Origin of the sequence: Rhodococcus sp. NPDC077669 (assembly GCF_040686915.1) — a bacterium.
Lineage (GTDB): Bacteria > Actinomycetota > Actinomycetes > Mycobacteriales > Mycobacteriaceae > Rhodococcoides > Rhodococcoides fascians.
Genome location: NZ_JBFBMD010000029.1, coordinates 1 through 16,597, shown reverse-complemented (window position 1 = coordinate 16,597; position 16,597 = coordinate 1). Strand labels below are relative to the sequence as shown.

The following is a 16,597-nucleotide window of genomic DNA, read 5'->3' as shown; positions in this document are numbered from 1 at the left end:
CGAGCCCCGCCCTTCGGTTTCGAAGGACCTGGCCCTTTTAGCTGCCACACCGATCAACACGGCCCCGGAAACATGCCCTCCCCTGCTGATGCACCCGCCTGCGGGGTCCTTGGGACACGCAGATCCGCGGTAGGGACAGGGGGCGGCTCTCGGATCGGGTCATCGCGGCCCGGCGGGGGCGCGCCGTCGACAGAGAGTGGGTTCGATACCACCGGCACTGGCAGTTGGGGAGGCGTGGTCTTGCACGTGCGGCTGCTCGGTTTCCTTCTCAGATGGGTAATACAACCGAACTGACGAATTCATTGCGTATCCAGGCAATGAACAGACCCCACACCCCCGTCAGCAGGGCGACACCGACGGCGATCATGATCACTCCGCCTGCCACTTTGATTCTCTGCGAGTTCCGCCGTAGCCAGCCGACACCGCGCATCGCCGAACTCGAGCCGAACGCGAGGACCACGAACGGTAGACCGAGTCCCAGACAGTAGGCGACGATGAGAGTGACGCCGCGCGCTGCGGTTGCGCCTTCAGTGCCAGCGGCAACGGACAACACCCCGGCGAGCGTGGGGCCAAGGCACGGCGTCCAGCCGAGCGCGAACACGCCACCGAGCAGCGGCGCTCCAGCAAGAGACGAGATGGTTTGCGGCGCGAATCGAGTGTCGCGTTGGAATGCGGGAATGAACCCGATGAACGTCAAGCCCATGATGATCGTGATGGCACCGCCGACCTGCTGAAGCACCTGTTCGTTGATGCGCAGGGTGCCGATGACCCCGAAAATCGAGGCGGTGGCGAGGACGAAGACGATGGTGAAGCCGGCGACGAACAACCCCGCTGCACCTGCCACGCGCCAGCGGCTTGCCAGCTTCGGCGGTGCTTCACCAGTCGAGGCGGCGGCGAGCGACGGCACGTCGGCACCTGCGATGCCCGCCAGGTACGACAGGTAGCCCGGCACCAGGGGCACCACGCACGGTGACGCGAACGAGACCAGCCCGGCGAGCATACATGCGGCGATCGCCAGTACCAGAGGTCCGCTCGATGCCAGATTTTGGAACGTCGAGCCAACGCCGCCTTGGGCAAGAAGAACAGTCATTCGTCTGCTATCCGTTCGACGACAGGGAGCAGGTCTTCGGCGAGGAGGGCACGCATGAACACTGCCGCCACCCGGTGCTCTCGATCGAGTACCAGCGTCGAGGGAATCACGCTGGTCGGGTAGTTCCCGCCGAGGGCGATCAGCGTCCGCATCGAGGGGTCGTAGATCGAGGCGTAGGAGACATTGTTGTCGACAACGAAGTCCTGCGCTTTGTCCTTCTGCGGATCTCGAACATTGATACCGAGGAACTGCACACCGCGCTCGCGGGTTGCTTCGTAGACCTCTTCGAGGTCGTCGGCTTCGCCGCGGCAGGGGCCGCACCACTGACCCCAGAGATTGATCACGACCACCTCGCCGTCATAGTCCGACAGAGCGGTGTTCTTACCTTCCTCCATCAGATCGGGTCCGGCGAGTTCACCGATGGTTCCGCGCGTTTCGGGGGGATCGTAGACGATGTCGGTTTGACCACCGGGTGCAACGAAATCGAAGCTACCTCCGGAGGGCACGGCGTCGGCGCCTGCGGAACATCCGGAGACCAGGAGTACAACGGCAAGGATGGATGCCGTTGCCGTGGCGGGCAGACTGCTCTGTTCGCGTGTGCGAGCCCCCGTAGGGCGGCCGAGTCTCATGAAGTCGACGCCTTTGCTGCAGTACGGATCTGCGCCGATGTCTCGAACATCGTGGGATCGGTGACGCGGTCGATGCCCCAGTCTTGGCCGGTGACGAAGCTCGGGGCACTGTGACTTCCCTCTCCGGAATGCACTACGGACACGAGGCAGTCAGTTGATTCGGATCGTGGTCGTGGCTCCTGGATCCTGGTCCGGTCGATACCCGGTCGGCAACACCGGCCGGGTCGACGCGGGATTGACGCGACCGGTGCCGCATGACCTCGCCGAAGCACAGGGCGGCGGCTAGCAGGCGACATCAGTTCAAACCCGCGTACGAATGCAGTCCGGAGACCACCATGTTGATGATGAACAGGTTGAACAGCATGGCCACGAATCCGGCGATGTTGATCCACGCGGCCCGGGTGTCACGCCACCCGCTGGTGGCCCGGGCGTGCAGGTACGCGGCGTAGATGATCCACGCGATGAATGAGACCGTCTCTTTCGGGTCCCAGCCCCAGAACCGACCCCACGCGGCCTCGGCCCAGATCGCGCCGAGGATGACACCGATTCCGAACAGGGGAAACGCGAAGATGGTGGTCTTGTACGCCAGCACGTCGAGCGAGTGCGCCGAGGGGAGACGAGCGACGATCCGGCCCACTCTGCTGTCGGGGACGGCGTTGTTGTTGGGATATCGGATCCGGATCAGGAACAATGTGCTGGCTGCACCGGAGATCAGGAACACCCCGCTGCCGAGCGAGACGACGGAGACGTGCACGGGGAGCCAATACGACTGCAAGGCTGGTACGACGGGCGCCGCGTTGGCATAGAGCACAGTTCCGGCAATGAAGAGCAGGATCAAAGTCGGAACAAGGACGAACAACCATAGTGTGCGCAGTTGCTCCGAGCGCAGCACAATCAGTCCGGCAAGTATGCCGGCCGCGCATGTGACGGAGACGAATTCGTACATGTTTCCCCACGGCGGGCGGCCAGTGGCGATCCCGCGCAGGACGATCGACCCGACATGCAAAGTGAGTGCGAGCATTACCAGGGCGAGTCCCGTGCGGCCCAGGCGTTCGGACGGGGCTCTTCGCTCGGGGACCGGCACGTATCCCGGTGTCGATGATGTCGCTGCGATCAGTTGCGGATGCAGACTCGAGGCCCGGCTCAAAGTCGCTGTTCGCGTCGTTGCGAGTTGTGCGATGAACAGGATCGCGGCGAGAAGGTAGACCACAAAGGCGGTCTCGAAACTGATGTCGCTCCAGCGGGCGAGGTTGTCGTCGATCGGCATGGCGCTACACCGTTTCTGTATCGAGGGTCTCGGAGTGGTTCTTTGTCCGCGGCGTCCAGATTTCGGTGCGGAGGGTCTCGAATTCGGGTCCCCATCCGGCGTGATCGGTACGGGCGAGCCCGCCCATCTCCACGCTCGATCGGCCTGTTTCGGCCGGGAGTACACGGAACCAGACTCGACGTCGCTTGATCACCAGCGAGACCAACAGTCCGGTCATCATCGTGATCGCGAACACGAGCACCCACAACTGTGCGGGGTCGTATCCGACCTGCAGGTTGGCGAACTCCTTGGCGCCGTTGAATCGAATGTTGGTGCCGTCGGTGAGGGTCGTCGATTCACCGGGACGCAGGTTCACCCGATCCTGCTTGACAAGTCGGCCCTGGTTGATCATCTCCTGGTCCAGGGAGAAGATCGACTGGGGTATGCCGGTGTCGAGGCCGGTATCACCTTTGTAGATATCCACTGCCACAGCAGGATCGACCAAGTCCGGGAAGCGGGAGGAGAGCAGGGTTCCGTTGAATTGCGCAGTGGGAGCGAAGAGGCCCTCGATGGCGATCTGGCCGCGGCGTCGCTCATCGGCGGTGGCATAGGTCCCGCCGGGTGGATCGAAACGCAACGCCCCGCTACTCAGGAACGTGGTGGCGTCGTCGGGCCGGAACTGCAGGGCCTCGGTTCGACTCTGACCATCGGGGAAGGTCACGGTGAATTCCGGGGCGTACCCGTGGCCGGTGAGGTAGATGCGTTCATCTCCGAGCCGGAGGGGTTCGTTGACTTTGAGTTGATAGTCGCGCCAGGTGTCTGCGGCGATGTCGTCGGCGCTCTGGTAGGAGATGTTCGAGGTGAACATCTCTGCCTGGCCGTTCTCGAGGTAGTCGGCGTTGAAGTCCTTGACTCTGATGCAGAACGGCTCCAGCCCGGTTCCGTCGGTGCTGTTGCCGGCCCGGAAGGAGTCGTAGATGGCGGGCGAGGTGTTGCAGAAACCGGGCCCGTTGTCGGCGATGACGATGACCGATCCTTCGTAACCGAAGAGCTTGCCGATGGCGATGGCCGCGAGCAGACCGATCAGCGAGAAATGAAAAAGTAGGTTTCCCGCTTCGCGGGTATAGCCCTTCTCGGCGGAGAGGGTGAGCGCCCCATCGGGCTCGGGCCTAACGGCAGTACGCCACCCTCTCAAGTGGGGCGCGATGTCGTCGATGACGGTTTTCGGGCTACCGGCGAGAGCGCCCGAATGATGAAGCGGTAGTCGCGAAAGGTTTCGGGGTACGCGAACTGGCTGTGCGCGAAGGGCTTTACCGTGTTCGATCATTCGGGGAGTCAGGCAGCCGATCAACGACACAAACAGTAGGACGTAGATGGCGGTGAACCAGAAGCTTCCGAATACGTCGAACAATTCCAGCGTGTCCATGACGGCCCCGAGAGCCGGGCGCGCTGCGATGTAGGAATCAACCGCCTGGGTGTTGAGATTGCGCTGTGGCAGCAGGGCGCCTGGGATTGCTGCGATAGCGAGCAAAAACAGCAGCACCAGTGCCGTTCGCATCGAGGTCAGTTGCCGCCACCTGTTGCGCACCGCAGCGATTGCTCTGCGTAACCGTCCCTGCGATGTGAGCGCCGGGGTTTGATCAGCTGTCACACCGCCACACCCTTTCGACGATTGCATCTCAATTACTATGCAACATAGTAGTTGATGGGCCGTGTGCAGTTGTGCGCGGTAGTCGCCTGGGCGAGAGGGTAAGTGCTGCAACCACAAACGTGGTACTTGGTCCATCCGGAACGCTGCCGGGCTGCGGTTCGGTTTAGGCCGCTTTCGGCCCCACGGTAGGCGCGGATCGGTTCTTCTACTCATGCCGTCCAAACGCGTTTCATCCCGCGGAGTAATACCTGTGCGGTGAGATCAGGCACACTTGCACTAGCTGTTTTGCGTGCCGAGTACGAAGCGGCGCGGTTCCCTCTGCAGTTGATCGAGGATGTCGCGATGTCCCAACTCGATGAGCGAGCGCCACTACGACTGGCCTACGAGGATGTACTGGTCACCGTGGATCGCGCCGCCGCGCACCTGCTCGATGACGGGCCCGCCGCCCTCTGGGTCACCACGGCCCTGCGCCAACGTCGAACCCAACAATGCCTGGCAGTTGAGGGTGCGGCCCGCATGGAACGCTGGAGGCGTCACCGCACACGGTATTCGTCGCTAGCGCGGGTAGACGGCGACATGGATCTGCTATTTTCGTCGTGTGTGTCCGATTCGGTTGAGCGAGTGTATTCGCCGAATTCTGCTCTGGTCCATCATGGCGGCCACGGCAGTGGCGGTGCTGATGATGTCGCAGGTCGCACACACCACCGCAGAGCCCGGCCACGCTCCGCTGGCTGCGGTCATCGAGAGCGTCCCGGAAATCGAGCACACGTCGGCGCCGGAGCAGGACGAGGGGATCGGCGGTAGCGCGTCCAGTCATCACGACAATCACGGATCCCTGATCGGGTCCGTCCACATAGCGGTGGCGATCCTTGCGCTAGGGCTGGCAATGTTGCTGCGCCGGACCGGATGGACAGTGCTACTGCACCAGCTTCGAGGTCTACAGGCATCGAGATCGTCGCCAACTGAGAGGTCGGTCTCTCCCCCTGCGCCGATGTCCGTGCTCGACGCGGCATGCCTTCTGAGGGTGTGAGAGGTCTGCGTTTGCGCAGATCGGTCCACCTTTCTTCTCGCGCGCCGCCTCCGCGGTGAGGGCGCGAGCCTGCCTCGTCGAGGACAACGCCATGCATATCTTCTTCAACGTTTCATCGTCTACGCCGCACCTTTGTTTCCCTCATCCCAACCCCGCCGCGCCTCCTCCCGGAGTCGCGATCGTCCTTCGCGAGGCCGGGCCGCACGATCTACCGCAGAGCGCGCAGTTGCACCTCGACGAGCTACCGATTGGCCTGTTCCCCGAGCTGGGAGCACGGTTCCTGCGCCGGTGGCACCGCAGCTTCGTCAACCGACGACACGCCATCGCTCTTGTCGCAACCGATAGCGAAGGCGCCGTCGTCGGATTCCTCCTCGGCACCCTCGATCACCATGCCCATATCGGTGATCTACTGCGCGAGAAGATGACCGTGCTGCCGTTGGCTGCACACGCCGGTGCGGCGATGGCAGTCCGCCCGCGCACCGCCATGCGGTTCGTTCGTACGCGTCTTCGCCCCTGGTGCAGAGCGGTGGCGCGCGCTCGGCCCATCCCACTGCCGAACGGCGAACCTCAGACTCCCCCGGCCGACAGTGTCGCCGTCGTCGTTGCGATAGCGGTGAGCCCACGGGTGCGAGGGATCGGAGTGGGTGCACAGTTGCTCGACTGGTTCGAATCCGACTCTGCGCGGGCAGGTGCACGTTGCGCCGAGCTGTCCACCGATCTCGGGGTGGCCGACAATGCAGGCGGCTTCTACGAGCGCCTCGGATGGCAGAAAAGCGGAAACCGTCTCGATCGAGATGGCCGGACCATGCAGACCTACCGGCGAGAGCTAGACGGCCGCTGCGGCCGTGCTCCGCTCCCCTTGTCGGTCCCACCAACCCGGACGACCGCGAGCACTGCCCCGTCGACAGAAACGAGACGATGATGTCAAGCACCCGACGAACGGTGTTCGAACTCGTGGGATGCACTGCGCTCGCAGGCGTGCTGCTTGCAGGAGTGTTGTTCCCCATCGTCGGTGGCCTGGGATACGTCTCGAACCGCGCCGCTGACACCGACGACAACGTTTCCGGCGAACTCGCCGAGGGCGTAGTTCCTGCCATCTCGACGATGACGGACGTGGCAGGCAACCCGATCGCGTGGCTATACGAGCAACGCCGTTCCGAAGTGCCGAGCGCGAAGATCTCCAACGAGATGAAGCTTGCGATCGTCTCCGTCGAGGACCGGCGCTTCGCAGAACACCAGGGCGTGGACTGGCAGGGAACGTTGCGAGCGTTCTTGACCAACACCACCAGCGGGCAGGTCGAGCAGGGCGCATCGACACTCGATCAGCAGTACGTGAAGAACTATCAATTACTGGTCGTCGCTGACACCGACGCCGAGCGGCGTGCCGCGATCGAGACCACGCCGGCTCGCAAGATCCGCGAGATCCGAATGGCGTTGTCCTTGGACAGAGAATTGACCAAAGACGAGACATTGACCCGCTATCTGAACCTGGTTCCGTTCGGCAATGCCTCGTTCGGCATCCAAGACGCCGCGCAAACCTACTTCGGTGTCGATGCCAGCGAGTTAACGGCGACGCAATCAGCGATGCTGGCAGGGATGGTTCAGTCCAGTTCGGCACTGAACCCGTACACCAACGTCGAGGGAGTCACAAGCCGCCGAAACCTTGTCTTGGACAACATGATCGAAACCATCCCGAACCGAGCCGCAGAATTCGAGGCCGCCAAATCCGAGCCATTGGGGGTGCTGGCCGAGCCCAACACCCTCCCACGTGGATGCATCGCCGCCGGTGATCGAGGGTTCTTCTGCGACTACGCACTCCAATATCTTGAGGACGCCGGTATCAGCCGCGAGCAGATCGACGAGGGCGGTTATCTGATCAAAACGACTCTCGACCCGGCGGTGCAGAACTCGACCCAGGCCGCACTGACCGCGAACACAGATCCCGACCTCGACGGTGTCGCCACCGTGATGAATGTCGTCGCACCCGGACAGGACGAACACCGCATCCTCGCCATGGGCAGTAGTCGCACCTACGGACTCGATGCCGACGCCGACGAAACGGTTCAGCCGCAACCGTATTCACTCGTAGGCAACGGCGCCGGGTCGATCTTCAAGATATTCACCACTGCCGCCGCGATGGAACGCGGACTCGGCACCAACGCCACACTGCAGGTTCCCCGGCGCGTCGAGGTCAGGGGGTTGGGCGACGGCGGCGCGCGTAACTGCCCGGCGGGCGCTTACTGCGTGGAGAACGTCGGAAACTACCCACCGGCGCTGACGGTCACCGACGCACTGGCGCAATCACCGAACACGGCGTTCGTGAAGTTGCTCGAGTCCGTCGGTGTCACACCGACAGTCGACATGGCAGTGCGGCTAGGGCTTCGCTCCTACACCCTCCCCGGCTCGTCTGGATTCGACGAGCAGAGCATGGCCGACCTCCAGAAAGAGCAAAGCCTCGGCTCGTTCACACTCGGACCTACCTGGGTCAACCCGCTCGAGCTGTCCAACGTCGCAGCTACCCTCGCCTCGGGAGGTACTTGGTGCCCGCCGAACCCGATCGACTCCATCTCCGACCGCGAGGGTGTAGCTGTACCGGTCACACAACAAGCGTGCGAGCAGGTCGTCGAACCCGGCCTGGCCAACACACTCGCCAACGCGATGAGCAAGGACGACCAACCCGGAGGAACCTCGGCATCGGCGGCCGGGTCCGTGGGCTGGACGCTGCCGATGTCCGGGAAAACCGGCACTACCGAATCCAACCGATCCTCGGGCTTCCTCGGCTTCACCAACCGCTACGCCGCCGCCGTCTACACCTACGGTGACTCACCGACACCGGGCCAGATCTGCTCCTTCCCACTGCGGCCCTGCAGCTCCGGGAACCTCTACGGCGGTAACGAACCCGCACGAACCTGGTACGACGCGATGGACCCAATCGCCACGAACTTCGGCCCCATCGAGCTGCCACCGGTCGACGACAAATACGTCCGCGGCTCCGCCAACGGCCAAGTACCTGAGGTCAGCGGCATGAGCCAGTCGTCGGCCACATCGAGATTGGAAGCAGCAGGATTCTAGGTGACCGTCGTCACCACCACCGGTCAGGGCGCTCGCGGTACCGCTACCGGCACATCCCCATCCGGCGCGGCGATCCCGGGATCGCTGATCACGCTGTACATCAGTGACGGCTCCCCCGCCCCCGACCGCACGCCCACGCCAGCGCCGCCCAGTATCGACATTCCCGGCCTGCCGCTACCGCCGCCGCGGTGATCACCCACGACACTCACCCTTGAGACCCCCGCGCACGAAAGGAAACGCCATCACAGTCAGCCGTCGACAACTGCTCACAGCCGCAGCGGTTTTGCCGCTCACAGTCAGCTGCACCATCAACACCGCCGACAGACAATCCCCCAGCCTCGCACCGAGCAGTAACGCATCTCCCGCACGGTCCCCGGCCGTGAGCGCACCGAGCAGTCGATCATCGGCCCCGGTGAATCCGGGGCGGTGGATGCCGACAGCTGGCGAAGTGATGCCCGAGATCAAACGCGCAGCGACGAGCTTCCTCGAAGCAGGTGGCAGCTGGAGCGAGGGAGGAGGAGTACTCGACAGCTTGCGCACCGCAGGGGTATCGCTCGAAGTCGCGGCGACGGCAGCACTGCTTCAACCCGACGAGGCCCTCGCCAGCACCCTGCGAGTGGTGTATCCGCAGTACGCCGGAATCGGTCCAGAGAGTGCTGCAGTGATCGTGCTGTTCGACCAACTCCTACAACGCCCCACGCTCGCGCAGCCGGCTGAGACGACCCGGCAGATGGCACTCGATATCCGGCTCAAGCGCGACATCGCCGCTGGCGCGGCCTGGACGGTGGAAAAGATCAACCCTTTGACCTCTCTTGGGTCCCCAGTACCACTGACCGCCGCTGCGTCGTCGGTGCTGAGCAGCCCTCGCATCACGCTCTCCGAGCCTGCACGACTCGACATCGGAACCGGACGCATCAACAACAATGTGCTCCAGATCATGCTCGGACTTGCCGATCGATTCACCTACGCAGTGCAGGTGATGCACACCGGTCACATCCAGACCGTCTTCCCGCACCCGCGCTTGTCCAACCACGCAGTGGGACGAGCGGTGGACATCCGAGAAATCAACGGTCGGCGCGTTGTCGACGATCCCTTCAACAACCCAACGATCTCCGAATTCGTCACTGCGGCAGCCCTACTGGGCGCAACCGAGGTCGGAGGTCCGACCGACCTCAACGGTGACCGTCCAGGATTCTTCACCGACGACGTGCACAGCGACCACGTCCACGTCGGCATCACCCCGGGCGACGCACCGGCGCATCTGCGATGACACCGAACCGGATGGGCACTTCGGCCTGACCTGCCCGAAATACTATGCTGGTTAGTAGTTGAGTGCTCGCCACGGCGAGGCGGGTGAAGGTGTCGGAATTGTTCGCACTCAGCCGATACCGATCGTCGGTGCGATGTCGCTGCCACGGCTGTTCGCCGCCGAACGATCCGCGCTCGTACATCGCCTCAGTGATTGGAGATTAAGTGAATGGAGATGAAGGTCGATGCGTCTACGTCGTCCCGCACATACCGCCCGAGCAGTCACGTCCACCTCAGCCGCCGTATCCGGTCATGTTCACCGCGCCTGACCGGGAGATCACTTGGCGTTGACGCTCAAGCGATTACATCACCGAGCCCTCATCGACAGAACGAGAACCGCACTTTATGTCCATCTCGCTTTCCCGCATCCTGCTGCCGTCTCTGATCGCAGCTCTGTCCCTCGTTGGATGTTCCGCTCCGGCAGCGACTGACGGCGCGGCCGATCCGGCAGTGGTCGACTTCACCTCCTCACTGGCTCATGTGCACGGATTGCACGTCAACGCCGATGGCACCGTCCTCGCTGGTAGCCACACAGGACTCTTCGCCATCGGTTCGTCCGGAAACCTGACCAGGGTCGGCTCTTCCGACGATGACTTCATGGGTTTGTCGGGTGTACCGGCCACCGATACCCTCTTCACCTCCGGTCATCCCGGCGAATCCAGCACGGCGGCGAACCCACTGGGACTGCGTAGCAGCAATGACGGCGGAATGTCGTGGTCGGATCGGTCACTGGAGGGACAAGTCGACTTCCACGCGCTGGCTGCCGATGGACGCATCCTCGTCGGATTCGATGGCAGTACCGGTCTACTCGTCTCCGCCGACAGCGGCTCCACCTGGACTCCCGGCGCCGCTGCGCCCGCGGCGTCGTTGGCGATTACGAGCTCCGGAGTATGGGCGGTGACACCTGATGGACTTCAGCACAGCACCGACACGGCCCGAACATTCTCTCCTGTCCTCGACGCACCGAACTTGGTATTGCTCGCCGGTGCCGGCGATGCACTGTGGGGGATCGACACCGACGGATACGCCTGGCGTAGTCGCAACGGCGCCGATTGGCAGAAGCGTTCCGCAACCGGGTCCGTCGAGGCATTGACCGCGGTCGACTACGACACCGCCTACGCAGCCAGCCCCCAGGCGTTGTACACACTGACGTAACTCGGCCCGGTCGAGACCAGCCCGACAACAGATAGCGACATTTCGACGCGACCGCAGGCGGTCACCCGCGCGGCTGATGCGGGCGCTTGCCGCTGTTGAGCGGCTTACTCCCTCTTCCTCCCCTGGGGTTCGGCCCGCCACGAGATCCCGCGATGACACCGGGGTCCGACTCCGAGATATCCAGGAATGAGGACAACCGAAATACTTGGCGTAGAGATTCCGAGGCCGTACTGGATGCTGTCATGCAGGTGTGCCGAAATGGGAGCCCTGTTCGGTGTAGTCATGGTTCGCGGACGGTTGGCGTTGATCCGATTGCCGACGATGTGTCTGGTCGCGTTCATGGCGTGTGGGTTCAGGTTGCTAATCGTCTGGCTCCTCTGCGTGATCGGCCCTCGGCGTGGGCATTCGAGTGGGACTTGACCTCAGGGGTGGCCCGGCGCAGCCCGATCGTGAGCGCGACTCAGACGTGGGCTGAGCTCGGCGTTGATCTGAGTCGGCCGATTCCGGATGGTTTGGCGAAGCTGGATCTTGGGGACGCCACAGCATCGGTGCTGGCGCAGCTCGTTTCCGGTGGGCCGGGAACTGTGCTCCAAGAGGTCGGTGTGGAATGCCGTCCATCGGGTGCACATCGGCGTATGCAGTTCACGGCACACTTTCTCCACGACGGCATCGGCCCTACTGGTGAACCTCATCGGGTTGTTCGGGGAGTGTCTGTGGATATTGGTCCTTCGGAGGGTACTGAACACATCGATCGACGTAACGCGGGTCTGGATACGCTGGTTGCACGGTCGCTGTCCGATCCCTCGGAGTATCGCGCGATCGCTGACCCCGATTCACTTCAGCTTTTGTACTGGTATGGCGACGCTCCGACTGGCATTGCATGGCAAACAAGCCACTTACCCGGCGCTAAACCGGTTCTACACCCCGGTGACATTCCTGATGCAATCCGAATCGGACAATCCTTGAAAGTTGCGCAAGCCGGGGCTGTGGAATCGGCCGAATTTCGTTTTCTGACACCCTATTCGGATTATGTCGCGGTGTCGGTGTCTGCGAGAGCTATCGACCTCGATGACCGCTCCAGAGCAATCCTGGTGACGCTCCGACCACAGGTTCCGTAATTTCTGTTTCCGTTGCCAAGACAAGCCAGCTGTTGGTAGCGTTTGCCTACGCTCACCGAGCGCCTGTGGCACGCACCTTGTAGTAGTCGGGGCGGCCTCCACGTCTTTTTCGGACGTTCCACTCTCCTGCCCGAATTCTGCCTGACGCTGCTTTTAAGCGTAATGGCGTCTGGGCAGACGGACCTTACGAGGAATCAGTGCGGAAGAAAGTCGTGAAGAAGCCAGCAGTTCGCTCGTTCGCAAGGTTGTTGGCTACTGGTCTTACCTGCTTGGTCGTCATCGCGGCACCTAGCGTCACCGCCAGCGCGCAACCAGTCGAGCCCAGCCCCTCGGGGGGCGACTCCGCTCCGGTGGAGGTTCAGGTGCCGTCGATAAACGAGGCGCGCCGGGCGACATAGAGGGCACTCCACCTGGCCAGAATGCGCCTCCAGTCGAGGTGCCACCGGACTCCGGAGCGACGACCACCTCAGGTCAGAAGGTGGTCGAAAAGCGGAGTTCTCGCGAAGTGACCGACCCTGCCGAAGCGGAGGAAATTGCACAAAGGCTGACACAGAAGCATGCCGAGGAGTCGGGTATATCTGCACGCCAATCCGGTCCTATATGTTTCCAAACACGTTTTCAGTCGTGCAAAACATATTCGACCATCGTCGAGCAATTCATTCAACCCAATTTCCCTAACGGCCCGTTGGAGCCGATCGGAAACTGGGTCATCGACGTCACTCTCCAGGTCCGTAGCCCTCTTCAGACACAGACCAAAGAAAACGTGATCCAATTCTACGGCGATGTCTCGTCGATTTCTCCAACAACCACCATTCCGGGTACGTACTCTTTCCAACTCGTTGTTCTCGATCTCGCCAACGACAGCACCACTACCTATCCCGCCTACGTTTTTCCGATGGTCATCGGAGGGACTGGGTACCAGCAGTACGAGCATTATGTGACGAGAAACGCGACAAACGCGTTCGACAAGCGAACGCTTCAATTCATATACATTGGAGACTCGCCGGCGAACGACTTGGATGGTACTCCCGTTCGCACGCGCACCACCGGCCAGCAATTCAGGTGTGATGCTGCTCAATCAGTCAACTACGGCACCGGCTGCGTCAACCCGAACGAGAAGCCGACTGTCCAGTACACCCAAGCAGCGTTCCCGAACATATCTCAGACAGTTAAGGCTGGCCAGGCTGCCTTTGGTTTCGGAATTCCTGGTACTGGCGCGCCGCTGACTCGTGGAAATTCTGCTGACAATCAGGCAAATCGGGACGCCGCATGCCCACGGTCGTCACAACAGCGGTTGGATCTACTCGGCGAGAAACCTCTCAACATGAAAGACCCATCCTGCGATGAATACCCTTTCGCATCGACCGTGCAGGGCGGCTACGGGTCGACCGTCCGATGGGTCCCTCTTACCGAGAACAATAAACAAGGCACCCTTATGGTCGAATTTTACCGCGGGAACAGAGTGATGCCCGGTGACGACTACTTCGTTTCGGCAATCGGCTGAACGAGCCCGTTTCATCTTCAGAATCCGATAAAAGGTACCCAACGGAAAGGCCTCGAACATGAGAACTCGACCACTACGTAAAACAGCTACCATCGCCGCCCTGCTAGGAGCGTTGGTGCTCGCCGCTCCAGGCGCTGCTAGCGCGGACGTTGTCACCGGTTGGGTCGGCCCAGCAGGAAGTAACGGCGCAGGTGTTCAGTTCCTGAACACCTCCACAATCATCAATTCGCCCAACCTGACCGCACAGTCGAAGATCTACTCTGTCTTCGGCCAGCAGGTCGCACCCGGTGACATCGGCGTGCGAGCTCGACTGTTCAAGAGCGGAGCATTGTGTGAGGCTGTCGGCTACAAGTACAGCTCCACCGGTACAGCTTCACTGACACTGGGCACGACCGCGACCTGCGGGACAGGTTCGTACAACAGTCACGGTTTCACTGCGGTATGGGATGGAAGCAAATACCGCGAAGCCCTGACTTTCCCGAGCAACCCGCTGGACTGGACCGCCCCGGCTGCCCGGTCCGCGACCACCTCCGAGTCCGAAACGACCACTGTCGAGTCGGGAACCAATGCAGCGGGTCAATCCTTCGGACCGGGCGACACCGCACCGTCCGACGCGGAATTGCCCGACCTCGTCGCTGCGATCGGCACCGACGGAGTGCAGGGATACATCCTCAAGCAGGACCTCGACAGCGGAGCCACGTCGCCGGCCGAAGCTTCTAAGCTGCGCAAGCAGAACATCGACGGCACCGAGGTGTTCGGATCTGCCCCTAAGACTGTTCCCGTGTACGCGGAGGACGGAACGACTCAGGTCAGCGAGTTCGCGATTTCCTGACACCGTCGATGGCCGGTCCCGGCGTTCTCGGGGCCGGCCATCGAGCTGCGGTTATGCCGGGCGTCGCCGTGGGGCGGGTTGCGGCGGATAGAAGACTTTCATCGCGGCCTGTAGATCCAAACTCGATGGATCCAAGAAGATCGTCCAGTAACTGTCGATCAGGGGCAGATGAATGCCATACCCCCTCCCCCCGTGCTCGAGGACTTCCAACATTTCGTCGCGACCGACTTTTAGATCAGGTCGGTGGGTTTGACCAGCCAATACGGTGTATGTGTCGTACAAATCATTATTGAGTCTCGCGGTCAGGGTGGGTGCGTGGTTCGCCTCGAGATCTTGTCGTAGTTGCTGAACGACTGGTGTCTCCTCTGCGCGGTTTGCAGCACCGACCAAATCCTCATGGTTCACGCTCCGTTCCGCCGGAAGCGGCTCCGCGGGTGTACCGCGGTACACCCCGTCAGGGTCGGCCTGGGAGCGCAGCTCGTCGAAACTCAGGTTTGCTATGGACAGGTTGTTCTCCACCACCGCGAGTCGACTGGGAATCACGCGGAACGAGGCAGGTGCGACGCCTTCTGCAATATCGAGGACGAGAACGGGATGCTCGGGCTGTTCACACGCTTGTCGGTCGACCACAAACACGTAATACGGCGGTGGTGACGGGATCAATTCGGCAAGATCGGTTGGTGTCAGGTCACTGAACTCGCTGTCGTCGACCACGGTAAGGAAAGCCTGTGCCTCGGTTCCGTCGGCTTGTCGGTGAGAAGCTTGGGCATCAGCTGCAATCTGCTGCCAGACATCGTCGGCGGCGAAATGGGTACGAACGAGCAGGGATTGACCTTCCGGGAGAGTAGGCATAGCTCGACACTACCTCTCCGGCCTGTCATCGGACGGCCAGTTGCTTTGTCTCGCTGAGTAACCCGCACATATAAGCTTTAGTCAGCGTTCATACGTTCGGCAGCTGACGGGGACGGATATTCAACTGCGCTGGTGAGCGCGTCAAGACCACCCACTGCGGTGTTGTTCCCGTTGATGGAACGTCTGGCGGCGTGGTGTAGCTGCGTCAGAGCGATTGCGCGGGCGGTCATCTCGGCGATTTCGGCGGGTAGTGGTGGTCCGTCGATGGTTCGGATTCTCATGGCTTCGAGTGTGGCATCGGGTACCGACAGATTGTGTTGCGCTGCAACGGGTTGAAGCCTGAACCGCGCGTGCACGAGCGGCCCGTCTGCGCTGTGGTCGGGGTGTAGCAGTGCGGAGCGCAGCGGAGTTCGATTCGGCGGACGCCCGCAGGGTGGCCCGACCCTGCTCCCTCACGCTTTCCCGATCCCAGGCAATGGAGAAGGCCCGCACCCGGTGTGGGGTGCGGGCCTTTCGGTCTACGGGCTGTGAGCCGGTGTCAGGGCTGTTCGGCTGGTGGGGTGGTCGGGCGCCCTTCGGCGGCGTCACGGATCCACTGGGGTACCTCGAGGCCGTCGCGTTCGTACAACGCGACCGATGCCCGTGCTGCGGCCCGCGCGACCTGTGGTCGGGCTGCGGTGGTGCGCTTCTCGGTGGTGGTCATCGTGGGTCCTCCTGCTCGTTCTGGTTGTCAGTGTCCTCGGTTTGTGCCGGTGACGCCAGTGCTCGCCACAATGCCCGGGTCGCGACGGCGCGCAGGACGTCTCGTTCGGTTCGGGTGATGAGCGGCGAGTCGGTCACCGGTGTGTAGATGTCCCATCCCAGGGCGGCTTCGGCTTCGTTGTCGCTGGTGGTGCGTTCGAGGCACCAGGTGATTCGTTGCCAGGCTTGGGCGCGTTTGTCGGCCACGGTGCGTTGGCGGACGGTCAGGGCGACGCCGACGACGGCGAGGACACCGACGATCAGGGTGACCCAGGACGGTCCTATACATGTCAAGCGATCCGTGGGCGGGAGCAGTGAATCGTCTGTCAGTCGAGCATGTGTCAGTCGTCGAGTTCGCAGAAGCGCAGG

At 62.3% G+C, this 16,597-nt stretch carries 16 protein-coding genes and 3 pseudogenes; 10 read left to right on the top strand and 9 right to left on the bottom strand.

Translation table 11 applies throughout. The features are described 5' to 3' along the window. Positions 1 to 268: 268 nt before the first annotated feature. Both AB0P23_RS22325 and AB0P23_RS22320 read right to left on the bottom strand, forming a co-directional pair. The gene (locus AB0P23_RS22325; RefSeq protein WP_032375700.1) at positions 269 to 1,090 is read right to left on the bottom strand and encodes a cytochrome c biogenesis CcdA family protein; all 822 of its coding nucleotides are present in this window, start codon (positions 1,088 to 1,090) and stop codon (positions 269 to 271) included. Beyond that, positions 1,087 to 1,719 carry a TlpA disulfide reductase family protein gene (locus tag AB0P23_RS22320; protein ID WP_080736598.1) on the bottom strand — a complete coding sequence of 211 codons (633 nt, stop codon included), beginning with the start codon at positions 1,717 to 1,719 and terminating at the stop codon, positions 1,087 to 1,089. The genes AB0P23_RS22325 and AB0P23_RS22320 overlap by 4 nt, the downstream gene beginning before the upstream one ends. Before the next feature lie 151 nt (positions 1,720 to 1,870). Between AB0P23_RS22320 and AB0P23_RS22315 the strand changes: the two are divergent. Further along, positions 1,871 to 2,005: pseudogene (locus AB0P23_RS22315) on the top strand (DUF3703 domain-containing protein); the annotation flags it as partial. Between the two features lie 9 nt (positions 2,006 to 2,014). Here the strand turns inward: AB0P23_RS22315 and ccsB are convergent. Together ccsB and AB0P23_RS22305 are read right to left on the bottom strand one after the other, a co-directional pair. After that, on the bottom strand, positions 2,015 to 2,986 hold the full coding sequence (ccsB, locus tag AB0P23_RS22310) for a c-type cytochrome biogenesis protein CcsB (RefSeq protein WP_206498882.1): 972 nt from the start codon (positions 2,984 to 2,986) through the stop codon (positions 2,015 to 2,017). A gap of 4 nt (positions 2,987 to 2,990) precedes the next feature. Beyond that, positions 2,991 to 4,616, bottom strand: coding sequence for a cytochrome c biogenesis protein ResB (locus AB0P23_RS22305; protein WP_032375698.1), 1,626 nt, complete (start codon positions 4,614 to 4,616; stop codon positions 2,991 to 2,993). A gap of 255 nt (positions 4,617 to 4,871) precedes the next feature. Here AB0P23_RS22305 and AB0P23_RS22300 point away from each other — a divergent pair. Further along, positions 4,872 to 5,063: pseudogene (locus AB0P23_RS22300) on the top strand (hypothetical protein); the annotation flags it as partial. On the opposite strand, the gene AB0P23_RS22295 reads toward AB0P23_RS22300, so the two are convergent. After that, on the bottom strand, positions 4,986 to 5,153 hold the full coding sequence (locus tag AB0P23_RS22295) for a hypothetical protein (protein ID WP_155288775.1): 168 nt from the start codon (positions 5,151 to 5,153) through the stop codon (positions 4,986 to 4,988). The pseudogene AB0P23_RS22300 and the gene AB0P23_RS22295 overlap by 78 nt on opposite strands. A gap of 115 nt (positions 5,154 to 5,268) precedes the next feature. On the opposite strand from AB0P23_RS22295, the gene AB0P23_RS22290 reads away from it, so the two are divergent. The 8 genes and pseudogenes from AB0P23_RS22290 (at position 5,269) to AB0P23_RS22255 (ending at position 14,635) form a co-directional block, all read left to right on the top strand. Further along, entirely contained in the window at positions 5,269 to 5,646 is a 378-nt protein-coding gene (locus AB0P23_RS22290) for a hypothetical protein (protein WP_155288774.1), read from the top strand. Positions 5,647 to 5,737: 91 nt separating this feature from the next. Then, positions 5,738 to 6,568, top strand: coding sequence for a GNAT family N-acetyltransferase (locus AB0P23_RS22285; protein WP_363799451.1), 831 nt, complete (start codon positions 5,738 to 5,740; stop codon positions 6,566 to 6,568). 20 nt (positions 6,569 to 6,588) lie between these two features. Continuing rightward, positions 6,589 to 8,910 (top strand): annotated as a pseudogene (locus AB0P23_RS22280) (penicillin-binding protein). A 238-nt stretch (positions 8,911 to 9,148) separates the two neighbouring features. Further along, complete coding sequence (locus tag AB0P23_RS22275) at positions 9,149 to 9,988, top strand: hypothetical protein (RefSeq protein WP_094656082.1); 840 nt, start codon at positions 9,149 to 9,151, stop codon at positions 9,986 to 9,988. A gap of 383 nt (positions 9,989 to 10,371) precedes the next feature. Further along, positions 10,372 to 11,181, top strand: coding sequence for a F510_1955 family glycosylhydrolase (locus tag AB0P23_RS22270; RefSeq protein WP_032401329.1), 810 nt, complete (start codon positions 10,372 to 10,374; stop codon positions 11,179 to 11,181). Positions 11,182 to 11,630: 449 nt separating this feature from the next. Then, the gene (locus tag AB0P23_RS22265) at positions 11,631 to 12,299 is read left to right on the top strand and encodes a hypothetical protein (protein WP_141215302.1); all 669 of its coding nucleotides are present in this window, start codon (positions 11,631 to 11,633) and stop codon (positions 12,297 to 12,299) included. Between the two features lie 505 nt (positions 12,300 to 12,804). Beyond that, positions 12,805 to 13,803, top strand: a complete 999-nt coding sequence (locus AB0P23_RS22260) for a NucA/NucB deoxyribonuclease domain-containing protein (protein ID WP_363799449.1) — start codon at positions 12,805 to 12,807, stop codon at positions 13,801 to 13,803. A 58-nt stretch (positions 13,804 to 13,861) separates the two neighbouring features. Beyond that, positions 13,862 to 14,635, top strand: a complete 774-nt coding sequence (locus AB0P23_RS22255) for a hypothetical protein (RefSeq protein ID WP_141216253.1) — start codon at positions 13,862 to 13,864, stop codon at positions 14,633 to 14,635. 51 nt (positions 14,636 to 14,686) lie between these two features. Here AB0P23_RS22255 and AB0P23_RS22250 read toward each other — a convergent pair whose 3' ends face one another. From AB0P23_RS22250 to AB0P23_RS22235, 4 genes are all read right to left on the bottom strand, one after another. Continuing rightward, a complete protein-coding gene (locus tag AB0P23_RS22250; protein WP_052061711.1) occupies positions 14,687 to 15,487 on the bottom strand; it encodes a hypothetical protein in 801 nt (266 codons plus the stop codon). Positions 15,488 to 15,564: 77 nt separating this feature from the next. Further along, the gene (locus AB0P23_RS22245) at positions 15,565 to 15,768 is read right to left on the bottom strand and encodes a hypothetical protein (RefSeq protein WP_141215061.1); all 204 of its coding nucleotides are present in this window, start codon (positions 15,766 to 15,768) and stop codon (positions 15,565 to 15,567) included. Positions 15,769 to 16,025: 257 nt separating this feature from the next. Beyond that, positions 16,026 to 16,190 (bottom strand): hypothetical protein, encoded by a 165-nt coding sequence (locus AB0P23_RS22240; RefSeq protein ID WP_155288773.1) that lies wholly within the window; start codon positions 16,188 to 16,190, stop codon positions 16,026 to 16,028. Beyond that, on the bottom strand, positions 16,187 to 16,597 hold a 411-nt coding region (locus AB0P23_RS22235; protein WP_363799446.1), incomplete at its 5' end, for a hypothetical protein. The genes AB0P23_RS22240 and AB0P23_RS22235, both read right to left, overlap by 4 nt.